General features: G+C 69.7%; 15 protein-coding genes. 7 read left to right on the top strand and 8 right to left on the bottom strand.

Annotation, left to right across the window (positions count from 1 at the left end; all coding sequences use genetic code 11):
* Positions 1–11: 11 nt before the first annotated feature.
* The 3 genes from ACEI37_RS18795 to ACEI37_RS18785 all read right to left on the bottom strand — a co-directional run bounded on the left by ACEI37_RS18795 (position 12) and on the right by ACEI37_RS18785 (position 3,444).
* The gene (locus ACEI37_RS18795) at positions 12–1,094 is read right to left on the bottom strand and encodes an HAD family hydrolase (RefSeq protein ID WP_373380160.1); all 1,083 of its coding nucleotides are present in this window, start codon (positions 1,092–1,094) and stop codon (positions 12–14) included.
* 58 nt (positions 1,095–1,152) lie between these two features.
* Entirely contained in the window at positions 1,153–2,382 is a 1,230-nt protein-coding gene (locus ACEI37_RS18790; RefSeq protein ID WP_373380159.1) for a formylglycine-generating enzyme family protein, read from the bottom strand.
* Between the two features lie 276 nt (positions 2,383–2,658).
* Positions 2,659–3,444, bottom strand: a complete 786-nt coding sequence (locus ACEI37_RS18785; RefSeq protein WP_373380158.1) for a hypothetical protein — start codon at positions 3,442–3,444, stop codon at positions 2,659–2,661.
* Between the two features lie 279 nt (positions 3,445–3,723).
* On the opposite strand from ACEI37_RS18785, the gene ACEI37_RS18780 reads away from it, so the two are divergent.
* Together ACEI37_RS18780 and ACEI37_RS18775 are read left to right on the top strand one after the other, a co-directional pair.
* Entirely contained in the window at positions 3,724–4,680 is a 957-nt protein-coding gene (locus ACEI37_RS18780) for a transporter (RefSeq protein WP_373380157.1), read from the top strand.
* Positions 4,681–4,884: 204 nt separating this feature from the next.
* Entirely contained in the window at positions 4,885–5,787 is a 903-nt protein-coding gene (locus ACEI37_RS18775; protein WP_373380278.1) for an acyltransferase, read from the top strand.
* Between the two features lie 7 nt (positions 5,788–5,794).
* On the opposite strand, the gene ACEI37_RS18770 is transcribed toward ACEI37_RS18775, so the two are convergent.
* Genes ACEI37_RS18770 through ACEI37_RS18760 form a run of 3 tightly spaced genes read right to left on the bottom strand, consistent with a single transcriptional unit; the run spans position 5,795 to position 9,192 of the window.
* A complete protein-coding gene (locus tag ACEI37_RS18770; protein WP_373380156.1) occupies positions 5,795–7,660 on the bottom strand; it encodes an NAD(P)-binding protein in 1,866 nt (621 codons plus the stop codon).
* A 7-nt stretch (positions 7,661–7,667) separates the two neighbouring features.
* A complete protein-coding gene (locus ACEI37_RS18765) occupies positions 7,668–8,993 on the bottom strand; it encodes a c-type cytochrome (RefSeq protein ID WP_373380155.1) in 1,326 nt (441 codons plus the stop codon).
* A 13-nt stretch (positions 8,994–9,006) separates the two neighbouring features.
* Positions 9,007–9,192, bottom strand: coding sequence for a DUF2970 domain-containing protein (locus ACEI37_RS18760; protein WP_012352788.1), 186 nt, complete (start codon positions 9,190–9,192; stop codon positions 9,007–9,009).
* 159 nt (positions 9,193–9,351) lie between these two features.
* Here ACEI37_RS18760 and ACEI37_RS18755 point away from each other — a divergent pair, with 159 nt between their 5' ends.
* Positions 9,352–10,767, top strand: a complete 1,416-nt coding sequence (locus ACEI37_RS18755; protein WP_373380154.1) for a PLP-dependent aminotransferase family protein — start codon at positions 9,352–9,354, stop codon at positions 10,765–10,767.
* Here the strand turns inward: ACEI37_RS18755 and ACEI37_RS18750 are convergent.
* The gene (locus tag ACEI37_RS18750; RefSeq protein ID WP_373380277.1) at positions 10,764–12,242 is read right to left on the bottom strand and encodes a glycine betaine ABC transporter substrate-binding protein; all 1,479 of its coding nucleotides are present in this window, start codon (positions 12,240–12,242) and stop codon (positions 10,764–10,766) included. The two genes, ACEI37_RS18755 and ACEI37_RS18750, sit on opposite strands and share 4 nt — an antisense overlap.
* Positions 12,243–12,471: 229 nt before the next feature.
* On the opposite strand from ACEI37_RS18750, the gene ACEI37_RS18745 reads away from it, so the two are divergent.
* The 4 genes from ACEI37_RS18745 to ACEI37_RS18730 are packed head-to-tail and all read left to right on the top strand — an operon-like array spanning position 12,472 to position 16,117.
* The gene (locus ACEI37_RS18745) at positions 12,472–13,482 is read left to right on the top strand and encodes a LysR family transcriptional regulator (RefSeq protein ID WP_373380153.1); all 1,011 of its coding nucleotides are present in this window, start codon (positions 12,472–12,474) and stop codon (positions 13,480–13,482) included.
* Positions 13,475–14,941 carry an FAD-dependent oxidoreductase gene (locus ACEI37_RS18740; RefSeq protein WP_373380152.1) on the top strand — a complete coding sequence of 489 codons (1,467 nt, stop codon included), beginning with the start codon at positions 13,475–13,477 and terminating at the stop codon, positions 14,939–14,941. Before ACEI37_RS18745 ends, ACEI37_RS18740 begins: the two co-directional genes overlap by 8 nt.
* Positions 14,942–14,984: 43 nt before the next feature.
* Positions 14,985–15,524: a CMD domain protein gene (locus tag ACEI37_RS18735; protein WP_373380151.1), complete on the top strand. Its 540-nt coding sequence runs from the start codon at positions 14,985–14,987 to the stop codon at positions 15,522–15,524.
* Entirely contained in the window at positions 15,521–16,117 is a 597-nt protein-coding gene (locus ACEI37_RS18730; RefSeq protein WP_373380150.1) for a peroxidase-related enzyme, read from the top strand. The genes ACEI37_RS18735 and ACEI37_RS18730 overlap by 4 nt, the downstream gene beginning before the upstream one ends.
* Before the next feature lie 2 nt (positions 16,118–16,119).
* Here ACEI37_RS18730 and ACEI37_RS18725 read toward each other — a convergent pair whose 3' ends face one another.
* Positions 16,120–16,452, bottom strand: coding sequence for a cupin domain-containing protein (locus tag ACEI37_RS18725; protein WP_373380149.1), 333 nt, complete (start codon positions 16,450–16,452; stop codon positions 16,120–16,122).
* Between the last annotated feature and the right edge of the window lie 32 nt (positions 16,453–16,484).

The following is a 16,484-nucleotide window of genomic DNA, read 5'->3' as shown; positions in this document are numbered from 1 at the left end:
GATACGTGTGGTCATGGCTTGCCGGCCGGATATACCTGCTGCCAGTCCCGCTTCATGCTGACCACCGTCCAGCCCCTGACTCGGGCCGCGTCAAGCGCCTTGTCGAGCTTGCCCACCTTGGACTGGCGGTCATAGGCGAACTCGCGCTCGGCATCGTCGTGATGCACCAGCACGGCCAGGCGCGGGCCCTCGCCGCCCGTGGTGTACTCCAGCATCTGCAGGTCGCCGTCGGAGTTGCCCACGGCGAGGATCGGCCGGCGGCCGATATGGCGGTAGATGCCGACCGGCTTGCCCGGCCCGTCATCGATGAAATCCAGCTTGGGGTCGCGCACCAGCACCGGCTTGCCGTCGCGCACCTGGTAGCGCACCGCCTGCGAGGAGCCGATCACCTGTTCGGGCGGGATGCCGTAGATGGCCTGGCTCCACGGCCGCATGAAGTCGATGGTGCCGCCCGAGACGATGTAGGTCTTGAAGCCGTTGGCGCGCAGGTAGGACAGCAGCTCCAGCTGCGGCTGGTACACCAGTTCGGTGTAAGGCCGGTTGAATTTGGGATGCCGGGACTTTGCCAGCCAGTCCCGAATGGTGCGGTCGTAGTCGTCGACGGTCATGCCGCTGTTGGCCCTGGCGATCAGCGCCGCCAACTGCTTCTCGTTGCGCATCAGGCCCTGCATGTCGTTGGCCATCAGCGCCTTGAAGGCCGGGTTGCTGCGCCACTCCGGATGCTGCGGCGCCGCGGCGCGGATCTGGTCGAGCAGGAAGAAGAACTGGAAGTACAGCGGCTGCTCGCTCCACAGCGTGCCGTCGTTGTCGAACACGGCCACGCGCTCCTCGGGCGGCACGAAGCTTGGCGAGCCCGGCCGCGTCACGTCGGCGACGAATTTCAGCAGCGCCTGCCGGGCCGCGCCGTCGCGCCACGACGGCAGCGCCGACTGTGCCGACTGTGCCGTCAGCACCGACTGCGCGGCCGCATCCTGCGCCGCCGGCGCGGTCGCGGAGGTCGAGCAGCCGGCCAGCACCAGGCCGGCCAGCGCCAGCGCGGCGATGGCATTGCGCGTGCGGCTGGCAAGGATTGCGGGGGGCGCTGCCATGGTCATATTGCTCGCTCCTGACGCGGGTTGTGCTGCTGGAAAGAATCGTGCTCCGCGCGCCTCGTCAGCGCGCGGCAGGGTGGGCGGGCCCGGCCATCGCCACCGGCGGCCGCCGCTGCATTTCCGCCCAGCGGCTTTCGTCCATCACCAGGCGGAAGCCGAGGTGCGACATGCTGTTGAAGGGATCGGTGCCGCGCCGTGCGCTGGGGCGGTAGCTCAGGCAGAAATCCTCGTTGCACAGGAACGAGCCGCCGCGGGTGACGCGCTTGGGCGCGTTGACCGGCACCCCCGGTTCGGATGGGTCCCACGATGCCAGCGGGCCCGCCGGGTTCTCGATCGGCTGTGCCTTGCCAGCCTCGCGCCGGAACTGGTCGGCGCGGTACCAGTCCGCGACCCACTGCCAGGCATTGCCGGTCATGTCGGCGAGGCCGTAGCCGTTGGGCGGGAAGGTGCCGACCGGGCTGGTGCCCAGCGCGCCGCCGGCCTTGGGGCTGACCACGGGGAACGGCTGGTTCTGCTGGCCTTGCCAGACATTGGCCATCTGCCTGCCGTCGGGGGCGAACTGCTCGCCCCAGGCATAGGTTGCCTGCTCGAGCCCGCCACGCGCGGCGAACTCCCATTCCGCTTCGGTCGGCAGCCGCTTGCCGGCCCACTTGGCATAGGCCTGTGCGTCTTCGTATGAGACCTGCACCACCGGGTGGTTGTCCTTGCCCTCGATCGAGCTGCCGGGGCCGGTCGGATGGCGCCAGTCGGCGCCGGGCACATAGCGCCACCAGCGCGAGTAATCCTGCAGCGGCACCGGCCGCGGCGTGCCGACGAAGACCATGGCGCCCGCGACCATGGCGCTGTCGGGCGGGCGCGGGGTGCCGGGCGGCAGCTGCACGCGCAGCGTTTCCCAGTCTGGCGCGCGCTCGGCGGTGGTGACATAGCCGGTGGCTTCGACAAACTTGCGGAATTCCGCGTTGGTGACGTGGTGCTGGTCCATCCAGAACGCATGCACGCGCACCTTGTGCGCCGGCTTTTCGTTGGGCTGCGCCATCTTGCTGTCGCTGCCCATCAGGAATTCGCCGCCCGGCACGCGCACCATGCCGGCGGGGCCATTCTTGCCATCGCCGATGACAATCGCGGGCGCGGCCGGGGTCCGTCCCTCCAGATACCAGTAGCTGCCGCCAAGGCCGGCCGCGAGCCCGACACCGAGCAGGCTTGCCAGCAGCCAGGCCCGCCTGCCACGCCGTCCGGCCGCCAGGGCCGCGGGGCCTGCACCGGGATTGCCGCTATCACGTGGTCCGCTCATTCCATTGTCTCTGTATGCAAAACACTGCGCAGATCAGCGAAAACAATGATCTCAGATGGGTACGGCAATCAGAAGTCAGCTTTTTATGATTTCCGCGGACAGAGAATTTAGTTTTTCTTCGTATCGGACCGCCTCAGCGCCAGGCGCTGCCCACCTGGATATAGAAAGCGTTCTGGTCCTTGCTATGGGCCACATCCGGGCCGATCGCGCGGCAAGGCGTCTGTTCATGGCGGGACGGATCAGCGGCTTGCGCCGGCCTTTGCGTCGCCGCTCGTGCTAAATCGGGAATTGGATATTCAGCCCCATGAATACCTGGAATTTGGGTACGCCGTTGCCATCATGCTTCAGCGTCCATTGGGGTTCGGCGAACAGGTTGTAGGTGTCCTTGCCGATTTTCCAGATCTTGCCGGCGCCGATACCGACCGGAATGTAATAGTTACCGCGCTTGAGATCGAAATTCCAGGTCGCGCTGCTGCGCAGGTACCAGCCCTGCGGCAGGTTATAGATAATGAACGGCTGCGCGGTCAGGGTGTCCTGCGTGGGCCGGTCCCCTTCTCCGGCAAAGGAATGCTGCCAGGTCACCAACCCGCCAAGCATGCCCCATTTCTGCGGTGCTATACCCACTCCGGCAAACCCCGCCTGCCACTTCCCGGTGCCGGTCTGGTCGCGCGAGGCGGTGGGAATGGTCAACTGGGGGCCGATGCCCCATTCCATGCCCAGGCCCTTTACCAGCACAAGGTTGAACAGGTTCAGGTCGCCCAGCCCGGTCTTGCTGCCATCCGGTGCAATGTTGGGCGTGCTGACGACCGGCAGGGTGAAGCGCAGGATCTGTGGCAGTCCGAACAGCTTGTGCGGAACGGTGCCGCGCAGCAGCACACTGTTGCCGTCTTCGTCGCCCAGCCCGTAGTAGCGGCCCACGTACTGATCCTGAAGGTTCAGGGTAATCGTGGGGCTCAGCGGATTGTTTGACGCATTCATGTCAGCCGTCGACGGGCCGGCGGCAGAGGCAAATGTCGGCACGATGGAAGCCACGCAGACCGCAGCAAGCCTGGTTTTCTGCATGAATAAAATCATTCCCGGACACCGCCCTGAATCAAATCGTTACCATCGCCGTTCAAATATGGCGTCAGCATCATCGCAGAGCGGTTTCAGGCTTGTGAAGTAAATATTTGCGAGGCCGTGATGAAAATTTTCGTGTGTTGGCGCGCTGGCAGTGACGGGGGGGTTTGCTGCTAGTATGCAAACTCGATAAACAGGCGGTTACATGTCTTCACCGCGACATTGCCTGAGGCGGGGCCGAGACCACGCGCCCTGCCCGCTCTGCCCTTCCCGTTGATGCCTATGCCAAAGACCATCGCACACCGGCTTGCCATGACAGCCCCCCTGCTCCTTGCCTGCGCCGCCGCCCACGCGACCGAAGGCGCGCTGGGGCGCCCCGTGACCGGCACCAGCGTGATCCCCAATGCGGGGATCGTGTCGCCGGAGCCAGCGCTGATCGTCAACGTCGGCGAGATCTACCTCGACGGCTCGATCGGCGGCAGCCGCACCGTGCCGGTCGCGGGCAAGGCCTCGGCCGGCGTGGACGGCAAGATCGCCTTTACCCTGGCGACCATCATGAAGGTGTGGGACACCGATACCGGCGCCTGGAATTTTGCCTCGAGTTTCACGCTGCCCTACGTGTGGACCAAGGTCACGGCCAATCTTGCCGTTGGCGGCCGCGGCCTCAGCACCCAGGACACCGCCTCGAACCTGTTCGACATCTCGTTTGCGCCGGTCATCGCTGGGTACCATTTTTCCAAGACCGAACACGTGGCGCTGAGCCTGAACGTGTGGGCGCCGACCGGCAAGTACGACGCCAACGCCCTGGCCAACCCCAGCCTGAACAACTGGACCTTCATTCCGCAGGTGGCCTACACCAAGCTGTTCCCCGAACACGGGCTCGAGTTCGATGCCGTCGCCGGCATCCAGTTCTACACTCGCAACCACGCCACCGACTATCAAAACGCGCCGCTGTTCACGCTCGACACGATGCTGCTCAAGCGCTTTGCCAACGGCGCCGGCGTGGGGCTGATCGCCGGCACCACGCAGCAGCTGGGCGACGACAGCGGCCCGCTGGCGGACCGCCTGAACGGTTTCCGCGGCCACGACTGGGCGGTGGGCCCGATCGTCACCTACGACACCAAGGTCGGCGCCAAAAGCCTGCTGTCACTGGGCCTGCGCTGGGTGCCGTCGGTGGCGAGCAAGAACCGGCTGAAGAGCACCAACACCTTCATGGGCACGGCGACGCTGGTGTTCTGAAGGCATCACCGTCGACTTGAGATACCCTCGCGCCAGCGTCCGCGTTGATCAAGCGCAAGCTCCAATTCCTTTCCTGCCTGCAAACTGGCGGCCATGACGACGTTGCCCTCTTCTTCCTCCGCATCCCCCGCTTCCCCCGACGCCAGCCAGCCCACCTCCGCCACCCCCGCCACGCCCGCCGTGCCGCTACGCCGCCGGGCGCTGGTGCCGCGCGGCCGCTTCGCCTTTGTCACCGGCATTCTCAGCTGGACCCTGCTGATCGCCAGCACGCTGTTCTGGTGCGCGCTGCTGTTTCCGCTGGCGCTGCTGAAGCTGGCGCTGCCGTTCGCCGCGGCCAGGCGGCGCATCGACCCGCTGCTCAACGGCATCGCCACCGCCTGGATCTCCTGCAACACCGGCTGGTTCGCGTGGATCCAGCGCGAACCGTGGGACATCCGGGGCCACGAGGGCCTGCGCTATGCCGACTGGTACCTGGTCAACTGCAACCACCAGTCGTGGGCCGATATCTTCGTGCTGCAGCGGGCGCTGAACCGGCGCATCCCGCTGCTGAAGTTCTTCCTGAAGCAGCAGCTGATCTATGTGCCGGTGATCGGCCTGGCCTGGTGGGCGCTGGACTTCCCGTTCATGAAGCGCCACGGCAAGGCCGAGCTGCGCCGCAATCCGGCGTTGCGGCGCCAGGACCAGGAAACCGCGCGGCGCGCCTGCGCCAAGTTTTCGCTGGTGCCGACCAGCGTGATGGTGTTTGCCGAAGGCACGCGCTTTACGGCGGCCAAGCACGCCGCGCAGGATTCCCCCTACCGCCACCTGCTCAAGCCCAAGGCCGGCGGGCTTGCGGTGGCGCTGAACGCGATGGGCGACAAGTTCCGCTCGCTGATCGATGTCACCATCGTCTACCCGCAAGGCGCTCCGGGCTTCTGGGACCTTGCCTGCGGGCGTGCAGGGCCGGTGCTGGTGCGGATGCGCCAGTTGCCGGTGCCGCCGTCCTTCTGCAACGCCGACTACGGCAGTGACAAGGCCTTCCGCACCGAATTCCACAATTGGCTGGCACGCCAGTGGGAGGCCAAGGACGCGGAGATCGACGCGCTGACGCCGCCGCGCCAGGGTTGAGCCGCCGCTAGCCGGGCAGCCGCTCGATGGCGCGCTTGCCCTGCGCCACCGCCGCCGTCAGCGAAGGACTGCCGGCGTTGTCGCTGTTGGCGATGCTGATGTTGCCGACGCCGGCCAGCCCCGGCCACGCCGCGTCGGGCGCCACGATCTCGCCGGCCAGGCTGTCGGGCATGTAGCTGTAGCCATGCGCCCAGCGGTTGACGGTGATGCCGCGGATCACGTCCTTCGCGGCAAAGCCCTGGTGTCCGAGCATGCGGTCGAGCTGCGCGCGGATGTCGCGCTCCATCGCATCGAACGGCGTGCCCAGCAGCAAGGCACGGCCGGCGCGGAAGCGGTCGCGCGCGGGCATGCCGCTGTCGGGCACGGTCGGCACATAGAGCATGTGCAGCACCGCCGGATCGGAGGGCTCCCGGCCCGCGGGCGGCTCCAGCCAGAGATCGGTATAGGGCATGGCGGGCGCATGGATGCGGCGCGTGCGCAGCGCGGCAAACGCCTGCCAGTGGTCCAGCGCCACCTTGGTATAGACCAGCGGCGCCTTGGCCTCGTTGTGCAGCGTGGCCTTCTGCTGCGCCGGCAGCGACGGCAGCAGGTACGGGATCATCATGTTGTAGCCGGCCAGCACCACGTGGCGCGCCTCGACCCGATGCAGGTTGCCGCTGAAGCCATAGGTGACGCGCGTGATCGGCCCATCGGGCTCGACCGCGATCGCGGTGCTGTTCAGGCGCAGGCGCACCGGGTCGCCTTCGCGATCCAGGCGGCTGTAGTCGAACGCGGCCGATACCACTTGCGCCGGCGCGGCCACGCGCGCCACGCCCGGGATCAGGCTCTGCACCAGCAGCCGCGCCAGCGAGGCATTGCCATCGGCAAACCACAGCCGCGAAGCGGGCGACTTGCCCAGCCGCGCATTGCCCGCCGGCGCCGGCATGTTGGCGCCGGCGGGCAAGCCGATGGCGATGGCGTCGGCCACCGAAATGCCGTCGGCATCGAGCGCGTAGGCATCGACGCTGCGGCTGCGCAGGAAGCGCTGGCCGGCCAGGCCGATGCCGGCCTTGTCGCGCAGGAAGGCGGCGTAGCGCAGGGTGCGCAGCGCCGCGCTGCGGTCGGCACCCGCCAGCGCCGGCAGGTAATCGGTAGTGCCGGCGGCCAGCCGCGCCAGCGCGGCGCGGTCCGCCGCGGGCAATGGCGCGCTGTCGAGGAAGCGCGACAAGGCCGCAGGATCGGGGCCGCCCGCGCGCGCGCCGCCGCGCGCGTCGATCGCTTCGCCGAAGGGGTCGCCCGCCACCCACTGGTCGCGCCCGAAGTGCTCGGCGTCGAAGAACACCGCGCGGCCCATGCCGAGTTCGGCATAAGGGTCAGCGGCCACGGCGGCGGGCGGCTGCGCGGCATCGAGCCCGAGCCCGGCCAGCAGCTCGCGCACCGCGGCGTCGCCGGCGGCGCTTGCCGGCATCTCGGCGCTGCCGCCATAGGTCACCAGCCGCTTGCCGCGCACCGTGAACTCGTTGCGCTTGGCGTGGCCGCCGAAATCGTCGTGGTTGTCGAGGATCAGGATGCGGCGGTTGGCACCGAAGCGGCGCCGGTAGAACCATGCCGCCGCCAGGCCGCTGAGGCCGCCGCCCACCACCACCAGGTCGTAGGCTTCCCGCGCCAGCACCGCGGGATACTTCGCGCCTTCGCGCGCCAGGCTGTGGGCCAGCGTGTAGGTGCCGGCATGGTTGCCGCGCAGCCCGGTCAGCGCCGGCGGATAGGCTGCGGACGGCGTGGCAGCGGACGGCGCGCCCGCGCGCGGCTGCGCGTGCAGCAGCTGCGCCGGCGCCAGTCCCGCGGCAATGGTCAGCGCAGCGCCATTGAGGAAGTCTCTTCGCGTGATCGTCATCGGCAGCTCATGGTTCGGCATTGGCGCGGCGCTGCGCCGCAAGGGCCTTGCGGCGGCCGGCCACGTCGGCCTCCGGCACCGGCGCGGCCCGGTTGCCCCAGCTGCCGCGGATAAAGGTCAGCACGTTAGCCAGTTCCTGGTCGTCCAGCGTCCAGCCATAGCCGGGCATGTGGTAGTCCGACGGCGCGGTCGCCACCCGTGCGGTCACGGCGCCGTCGAGCAGCAGGTTGACCAGCGATGCCGGATCCGGATCTGCCACGGTCGGGTTGCCGGCCAACGGCGGAAAGACCCGGGCGAAGCCTTTGCCGTCGGCGCCATGGCAAGGCATGCAGAACACTGCGTACTGGCGCGCGCCGGGCAGGTCGAAGCGGCCCTGCCGCAGCTGCTGCGCGGTGGCGGGATCGTGCCGGAACGGCTTGTCTTCGCCGCGCGCGCCGGGCAGGGACTTGAGGTAGGCGGCGACCGCGTCCAGGTCGGCCGGACTCATGTACTGGGTCGCGGTGGAAACCACCGTCGACATCGGGCCGAACGAGGTCGCGTGCGCATTGCGCCCGGTGCGCAGGAACTCGGCGATGTCCGCGCGCGACCAGGCACCCAGCCCGGTGACCTGGTCGCCGGTCAGGTTGGTGGCCGACCACCCTTCCACGCTGGCCCCGGCCAGGAAATGCCGGCTGCGCTCGTCCAGGCCCTTCTCGGCGAACAGCGTGCCGCGCGGCGTATGGCAGGCGCCGCAATGCGCCACCGCCTGCACCAGGTAGGCGCCGCGGTTCCAGGCGGCATCGCGCGACGGATCGTTGCGGACCGGGTCGTCATCGAGAAACAGCAGATTCCACACCGCCAGCAGGCCGCGCATGCCGAACGGCCAGCGCATCTGCGGCGCGGGATTGCGCTGCGCCACCGGCGCCACCTCGGCGCGCAGGTAGGCGTACAGCGCCGCCACGTCGTCCTTCTGCATGCGCGCATACGACGGGTACGGCATGGCCGGATACAGGCGCTTGCCGTCGCGCGCGACGCCGTGGCGCACGGCGCGGTCGAACTCGGCCAGCGTGTAGGCGCCGATGCCGCTGCCGGCATCGGGCGTGATGTTGGTCGAATAGAGCGTGCCGACCGCGGTGCGGATCGGCAGCCCGCCGGCAAAGGGCTTGCCGCCCGCGCTGGTATGGCAGGCGGCGCAGTTGGCGATGCGGGCCAGGTAGCGGCCGCGCTCGACCTGCTGCGCGTCGCCGGCGGCCTGCGCCAGCCCCGCGGGCAGCAGCAGCGCCAGCGCCAGGCCGGCCAGGTTGCGCAACGCGTTGGACACGGCGAGGCCAGCCCCGTGAAAAGGAAAGCGCATGGATACAGTCAGCTCATGCCGCCGACACGGCCCAGTTGGCCGCCAGCACCAGGCAGGCCACCAGCCCGGCGGCGACGGCCACGCCGGTCACGATCAGCGGCACCGGGCGCAGGTTGTCCAGGTCGCGCTGGTGCTCGCTGCCCTGGCGCAGGCCGAAGAAGCCCCACAGCACGGTCCGCAACAGCCTCAACGGGTTCATGGCATCTCCTGGCACATCGGCAACGGGTATCGGGACGGGAGCCCGATTATGGTCCGTCGCCGCCTGCCATACCAGCATCAGATAACTGGAAAAAATACGTATCAGTTCGAAGCGCCCGGGCGATAATCCCCTCAACGCCGCCGCCCCACTGCCCCCACGATGAAACGGTACGAAGCCCTGGCCGAAACCCTGGCCGCCGATATCCGCAACGGCAGCCTGCCCCCGGGCACGCGCCTGCCGTCGATCCGCAAGACCGTGGCCCAGTACGGCGTCAGCCCGTCGACGGCGTTCCAGGCCTATTACCGGCTGGAAGAGCGCGGGCTGGTGCGGGCGCGCGAGCGCTCGGGGTACTACGTGGCGGGACCCGCCCGGCGCGAGCTCCCGCAGCCGCAGGCGCGCCCGTCGCGGCAGCTGTCGACGCAGGTGGACATTTCCAAGCTGGTGTTCGCCGTACTCGAAGGCGCGCGCGACCGCGACCTGGTGCAGTTCGGCTCGGCCTTTCCGTCGCCCGAACTGTTCCCGTGGGAGCGGCTGGGCAAGTCGCTGGCGCGCGCCGGCCGCGCGCTCGACCCGTGGTACTCGGTCAACGACCTGCCGCCCGGCAATGCCGCGCTGCGCCGCCAGATCGCGCTGCGTTACCTGGGCGCGGGCGCACCGCAGCCGGCCGAAGACCTGGTCGTCACCAACGGCGCGCTCGAGGCGCTGAACCTGTGCCTGATGGCGGTGACGCAGCCGGGCGACGTGGTCGCGATCGAATCGCCCGGCTTCTATGCCTCGCTGCAGGCGCTGGAGCGGCTGCGCCTCAAGGCCGTCGAGATCCCCGTCGATCCCGCCGAAGGCATCGACCTGGGCGCGCTCGACACGGCGCTGTCGCGCCACCCGGTCAAGGCGTGCTGGTTCATGACGCAGTTCCAGAATCCGCTCGGCGCCAGCATGTCGGAGGACAAGAAGAAGGCGCTGGTGGCCCTGCTCGCGCGCCACCAGGTGCCGCTGATCGAGGACGACGTCTATGGCGAGCTCTACTTCGGCAACCGCTGCCCGCTGCCGGCCAAGGCCTTCGATACGCACGGGCTGGTGATGCATTGCAGCTCGTTCTCGAAGACCCTGGCGCCGGGCTTCCGCATCGGCTGGGTCGCGCCGGGCCGCTTTGGCGAGGCGATCCAGCGGCTCAAGCTGATGACCACGCTGTCGGCCGGCGTGCCCGCGCAGGTGGCGCTGGCCGAATACCTTCAGCATGGCGGCTACGACAAGCACCTGCGCAAGCTGCGCCACGTGCTGGAGATGCAGCAGGGCCGCATGATCGATGCGATCGGCCGGCATTTCCCGGACGAGGTGCGGGTGTCGCGGCCGGACGGCGGGTATTTCCTGTGGGTGGAGTTTGGCGCGGGGTTCGATGCGCTGGCCTTGCACCATGCCGCGCTGGAAGCCGGCATCGGCATCGCGCCTGGACCGATCTTCTCGGCGCGACAGGGCTACCGCAACTGCATCCGGCTCAACTACGGCCACCTGTGGAACGACGAGGCCGAGGCCGCGGTCGCCACGCTCGGGCGGCTCATCGCGCAGCAAGCCGGCTAGCGCGCGTCGCGACGGCGGCGCAGCGCCCACTCCAGCGCCTCGAACGCGGCCTGCACCGCCAGCGCCAGCACCGCCGCCGGGATCGCGCCGGCGAGCAGCAGCGTGGTGTCGTTCAGCGCCAGCCCGGTGGCGATGCGCTCGCCGAAACCGCCGGCGCCGACGAAGGCCGCGATGGTGGCCGTGCCCACGCTGATGATGGCCGCGGTCTTGACGCCGGCCAGCAGCACCGGCAACGCCAGCGGCAGCTCCACGTAGCGCAGCACCTGCGCGCCGCGCAGTCCCAGCGCGCGCGCCGCATCGCGCATGCCCTGCGGCACTTGCTCCAGCCCGGTGGCGGTATTGCGCACGATCGGCAGCAGTGCATAGAGAAACAGCGCCACCATCGCCGGCCATACGCCGATGCGGCCCAGCAGCGGGATCAGCATCGCCAGCAAGGCCAGCGATGGCACTGTCTGCAGCACGCTGACGGCGCCCAGCACCGCCTGGCCGGTGCGGCGCCGCCGCGCCGCCAGCATCCCCAGCGGCACGCCCACCAGCGTCGCGGCGCCGACCGCGCCCGCCACCAGCCCGACATGGCGCCGCGCCAGGCGCGCGGTGTCGGGGCCGAACAGCGCGGCCAGCAGCCGGCTGCGCTTTGCGTCGGCGACATGCGTTGCCTGCGATCCGCGACCGTCCAGGAAGGCGCGCGCGATTGCCGCGAACGGCTGGCCGTCAAGTTCCGCCGCAGCGTTCATCGCGATCATGTCGTCGGCGCTGACGCGCCCGGCCAGCCGTTGCAGCGCCTGCCAGGCCTGCGGGAAGCGCTGCGGCACGTCGAGGCGGTACACCACCACGGCGTCGTAGCGCGGGAAGTAATGCCGGTCGTCTGCCAGCACGCGCAGCCGGTATTTGCGTATCTTGGCGTCGGTGGAATAGATGTCGATGGCATCGACCTGCCCTGCCGCCAGGGCCTCGTAGGCGACGCCGTGGTCGAGGCCGAGCGGGCGCTGCGGCAAGCCGTAGCGGCTGGCCAGCCCCGGCCAGCCATCGGCGCGGCCCAGGAATTCATGCGACAGCCCGAGCCTGAGCCCTGGCTGCGCGGCGAGGTCGCTCAACTGCGTCAACGCACCGGCGCGGGCGTCGGACACGGCCAGCGCATAGGTGTTCTCGAATCCCAGCGGAATCGCCGCGCCCAGCCCCAGCGGCGCCAGCGCGCGCCGGATCTGGTCTAGCCCGGCGCCGGGCGGCAGCTTGAGGATTTCGGCGGCCAGCGTGCCGGTGTAGTCGGCGTAGAGATCGATGCTGCCGGCCTTCAGCGCCGCGAACACGATCGCGGTATTGCCCAGGCCCGGCTGGTGCTGCGCGGTGCCGGGCGGCCCCGCGGCCTGGCTCAGCAGCTCGCCCAGGATGTACGACTCGGTGAAGCGCTTGGAACCGACGCGCAGCGGGTCCGCCGCGCGCGCCGGCAGGCTCGCCACCAGTGCCGCAGCCAGCACCCAGGCCACGGCGAAGCCGAGCCGGTGCCACGCCCTCCCCCTTGCCTGACTTCCACGAATCCCGGCCAACACGTCCGTCCCGATCTGGCGCCGGTGTGCGCCCGGCATCGCTACATCATAGGCGGCGCATGAACTTATCCCGAAATAGTATTTGCATTCCGCATGTTGAAGGCGCCAGAATCCAGTTTAAACATACAACACGCTAGCGCGCCCCGATCCTCCCAAGCTCATGGAAATTCGGCAACTGGAAGCCTTCGCCGCAGTCGTCACCACCGGTAGCGTTACCGCCGCCGGGCGGCTGCTCGGCCGCTCGCAGCCGGCGATCACGCGGCTGATCCAGGAACTGGAGGCCGAACTCGGTTTCGCCCTGTTCACCCGCAGCGGCCCGCGCGTCAGCCCGACCGAGCAGGGATTTTTGCTCTACGACGAGGTCGAGCAGACGCTGGCGGGCATGCAGCAAATCCGCACGCGCGCCGCGGCGCTGGCGCGCGGCGATGGCCGGCCGCTGCGCATTGCCGCCACCCCGGCGCTGGCAGCGGGCCTGCTGCCGCCGGCGCTGGCGCTGGCGTTCGCGCGCGGGCTGTGCGCGCCGGAGCGCGTGGCGGTACAAAGCCAGTCGCCGGAACAGGTGGTGCACGCGGTGCTGACCGGCGCCGCAGACATCGGCCTGAACAGCCTGCCGCTGGAGCACCGCGGCGTGACCGTGCACTGGATCGGCCAGTCCGCCTGCGTGGCGGCGCTGCGCGCCGACGACCCGCTTGCGGCGCAGCCCGCCCTCAGCTTGCAGGACTGCCGCGGCCGTCGCCTGATCACCATGCACAACCCCTACCGGCTGCGCCGCCGCGTCGACCGCGCGCTGGCCGCCGCCAACGTTTCGGCGGCCGGCGTGATCGACACCAACACCTCGATCAGCGCCCTGACCCTGGTGCGCGCGGGGCTCGGCATCGCCTTGCTGGAGCCGGTGACCGCGCGCGGGCTGCCGCTGACCGATATCGCGGTGCGGCCCATCGATGCCGATATTCCGTTCTTTTTCGGGGTGATCACGCCGCAGGCGCGCCCGGCCAGCACCGCTGTGCAGGGGCTGGTGCAGGCGGTGGCCGACGCCGCTGCCGCGCTGCTGCCCGACCTGGTGCGGCGCGAGCCCGCCGAACACGGCGCGCTGCTGCAATCGCTCTATGGCGATGCCAGCGAAGACGCTGACACGCTCTCACACGATGCCGGACTTCCAAGCCATGACTGAACTATCCGCCCCCACCCCCACAGGCCTGGCCGCCCTCGAAGCCCGGCTGCGCCAGGACCTGTCCTGGCTGGAGCTGCCCGCCAAGGCCTGGACCATGCCGCGCAGCGTCGACGGGCAGGAGGTGCTCGACGTCGCCGTGATCGGCGGCGGCATGGCCGGCCTCGCGGCAAGCGCCACGCTGACCCACCTGGGCGTGCGCGTGCGCGCCTTCGACCGCGCCCCGGCGGGCTATGAAGGCCCGTGGGCCACCACCGCGCGCATGGAGACGCTGCGCTCGCCCAAGCAACTGACCGGCCCCGCGCTGGGCCTGCCGGCACTGACCTTCCGCGCCTGGTTCGAGGCCCAGTTCGGCGAGGCCGCCTGGCAGGCGCTGGACAAGATCCCGCGCCTGCAATGGATGGATTACCTGCGCTGGTACCGCCAGGTGCTGGCGCTGGATATCCGCAACGAACACCAGGTCGAGCGGATCGTGCCGCGCCCCGACGGGCTGGTGGCGCTGACAATGCAGACTCCGGCCGGGCCGCAAACGGTGCTGGCACGCCGCGTGGTGCTGGCCACCGGCCGCGACGGCCTCGGCGGCGCCTATGTGCCGCCGGTGGCCGCCACGCTGCCGCGCCACCTGTGGGCGCATTCGTCGGACCAGATGGATTACGCCGCGCTGCGAGGCAAGCGCGTGGGCGTGGTCGGGGCCGGCGCCTCGGCCATGGACAGCGCCGCGACCGCGCTCGAAGCCGGCGCCGCCAGCGTCGAGATGCTGATCCGCCGCGCCGACATTCCGCGCGTCAACAAGAGCAAGGGCGCCGGCAACCCGGGCCTGACCTTCGGCCACTACGGCCTGCCCGACGCCTGGAAATGGCGCCTGCGCCATTACATCAACAGCCAGCAGGTGCCGCCGCCGCGCGGCAGCACGCTGCGGGTGTCGCGCCATGCCAATGCGTACTTCAACCTGGGCGCCGCGCTGGAAGCGATCGAGGCGCACGGCGACGTGCTGCAGGTGCGCACCCCGCAGGGCGAGTACGAGCTGGACTTCCTGATCTTCTCCACCGGCTTCCGCATCGCGCTGGAAACGCGCCCGGAGTTCGCCGCCTTCGCCCCGCATATCCGCTTCTGGCGCGACCGCCATGCGCCGCCCGCTGGCCAGGAAGACCGCGAGCTGTCCGATTCGCCCGACCTCGGCGAAGCCTTCGAATTCCAGGAAAAGACGCCCGGCGCCTGCCCCGGCCTGACGCGCATCCACTGCTTCTGCTATCCGGCGGCGCTGTCGCACGGCACCGTGTCCGGCGATATCCCGGCGATCAGCGACGGCGCGCGCCGGCTTGGCCAGGGCATTGCCGCGCGTCTGTACCAGGAAGACATCGAGCTGCACTACGCCGCGCTGCAGGCCTATGCCGAGCCCGAGGTCTTCGGCGACGAATGGGTGCCGGCGCCGCCGCCGTCCCTGCGCACCGCCAAGGCCTGAATCCCCGAACCCACTCCCGACCCAACCCAGACAAGAGCGTCCGATGACCCAGCCCCCGACTTCCGCGGTCGACCTGATCGACCAGCTCACCGGCCTCGCGCCGGGCAGCGCCACCCACACCCTGCGGCACCAGCGCGACAAGGTCGTGGCCGCCACCCAGGGCAGCTACGATGCCCTGTTCGACCCCGACCTGCCCGGCCTGTCGCTGGCGGAACGTCTGCTGGTGGCGCTGTACGCCGCCCGGCTGACGCCGTCGCCGGCACTGGCGGCGCACTACCGCGGCCGGCTCGAGCAGCTTGGCACCGATGCCGGCCAGGTCCGCGCCGTAGCCGAGGGCACGCCGGCGGACATCGCCGAGCCGCGCCTGCGCGCCATGCTGAAATTCACCCGCAAGCTGATCGAAAAACCGGTCGAGGGCGACCGTGCCGCGCTGCTGGCGCTGCCCGCCGCCGGCCTGAGCACCCCGGCGGTGGTCACGCTGGCGCAGCTGGTCGCCTTCCTGTCGTACCAGGTGCGGCTGGTGGCCGGCCTGGACGCCCTGAAAGCCTTGCAAGCCCTCAACGACAACGGAGCCCTGGCATGAGCGAAATCATCAAATCCCACGGCTTCACCAACGAAGTGCTCGACTGGAAGGCATGGCTGGATGTGGTCGAGATCGACCAGGCCACGCCCGAGCAGATCGCCGTGCTCGAAGAGAGCCACCCCAAGGCCAAGGTGCAGGACTACTACCGCTTCCTGGTGCACCAGCCCGAGATCCTGCGCCAGCGCTCGACCGCCTTCAACGCCATCATGTACGCGCCCGGCGGCATGCCGCGCGCCGAGCGCGAGCTGTCGACCACGGTGGTGTCGCGCATCAACGGCTGCGTCTACTGCGCCTCGGTCCACGCCCAGCGCTTCGAACAGCTGGCCAAGCGCAACGATGTGATCCGGCAGGTCTTCGACGATCCCTACAGCGCCGGCACCACCGAGCGCGAGCGCGCCATCGCTAAGTTCTCGGCGGAGCTGACCGAGCGGCCGGCCGAAGTCACCGCGGAACAGCTCAAGCCGCTGCGCGAGGCGGGCGTGACGGACGCGGAGATTCTGGACCTGATCCACTCGATCGCGATCTTCGCGTGGGCGAACCGGCTGATGCTGAATCTTGGCGAGCCGGTGTTTCCCGAGCAGACCGGCGCATAACTTCAGGCGGAGTGGTGCACGGCCAGCCAGACGGTAGGCTGGCCGGCATCGGTCCATGCGACGCGGTGCCGGCAATGCGCCGGCAGGTGCAGCCAGTCGCCCGGCGCCATGCGATGCTCGCCGGGCTGCCCTTCGATCTCGAGCGCGGCGCTGCCGCTGAGCAACAGCACCCACTCCGCCTCCGCGCTGTCGTACCAGAAGCCCTCCGCGCTGGCCTGGCCGTTGGAGACGATGCGCTCGATGCGCAGGCCCGGGCGCTGCAGCAGCGGCTCGAAGATTTCCTGCACCGCGCCGGCCGGGACGCCGGCGAGCAGGTTTCCGTGTTCAGGCTGCATGCTGCCTCCTTGAGCCCCTGCTTGCGGCACGC

Source organism: Cupriavidus nantongensis (genome assembly GCF_041726985.1).
Taxonomy (GTDB): domain Bacteria; phylum Pseudomonadota; class Gammaproteobacteria; order Burkholderiales; family Burkholderiaceae; genus Cupriavidus; species Cupriavidus nantongensis_A.
This window is presented reverse-complemented; position numbering and strand designations above follow the sequence as displayed.

Coding starts and splice junctions, on each gene's coding strand:
- ACEI37_RS18780 (WP_373380157.1), top strand. CDS start 3,724: ATGCCAAAGACCATCGCACACCGGCTTGCCATGACAGCCCCCCTGCTC.
- ACEI37_RS18740 (WP_373380152.1), top strand. CDS start 13,475: ATGACTGAACTATCCGCCCCCACCCCCACAGGCCTGGCCGCCCTCGAA.
- ACEI37_RS18765 (WP_373380155.1), bottom strand. CDS start 8,993: ATGCGCTTTCCTTTTCACGGGGCTGGCCTCGCCGTGTCCAACGCGTTG.
- ACEI37_RS18785 (WP_373380158.1), bottom strand. CDS start 3,444: ATGCAGAAAACCAGGCTTGCTGCGGTCTGCGTGGCTTCCATCGTGCCG.
- ACEI37_RS18730 (WP_373380150.1), top strand. CDS start 15,521: ATGAGCGAAATCATCAAATCCCACGGCTTCACCAACGAAGTGCTCGAC.
- ACEI37_RS18760 (WP_012352788.1), bottom strand. CDS start 9,192: ATGAACCCGTTGAGGCTGTTGCGGACCGTGCTGTGGGGCTTCTTCGGC.
- ACEI37_RS18770 (WP_373380156.1), bottom strand. CDS start 7,660: ATGACGATCACGCGAAGAGACTTCCTCAATGGCGCTGCGCTGACCATT.
- ACEI37_RS18790 (WP_373380159.1), bottom strand. CDS start 2,382: ATGAGCGGACCACGTGATAGCGGCAATCCCGGTGCAGGCCCCGCGGCC.
- ACEI37_RS18795 (WP_373380160.1), bottom strand. CDS start 1,094: ATGACCATGGCAGCGCCCCCCGCAATCCTTGCCAGCCGCACGCGCAAT.
- ACEI37_RS18725 (WP_373380149.1), bottom strand. CDS start 16,452: ATGCAGCCTGAACACGGAAACCTGCTCGCCGGCGTCCCGGCCGGCGCG.
- ACEI37_RS18735 (WP_373380151.1), top strand. CDS start 14,985: ATGACCCAGCCCCCGACTTCCGCGGTCGACCTGATCGACCAGCTCACC.
- ACEI37_RS18755 (WP_373380154.1), top strand. CDS start 9,352: ATGAAACGGTACGAAGCCCTGGCCGAAACCCTGGCCGCCGATATCCGC.
- ACEI37_RS18745 (WP_373380153.1), top strand. CDS start 12,472: ATGGAAATTCGGCAACTGGAAGCCTTCGCCGCAGTCGTCACCACCGGT.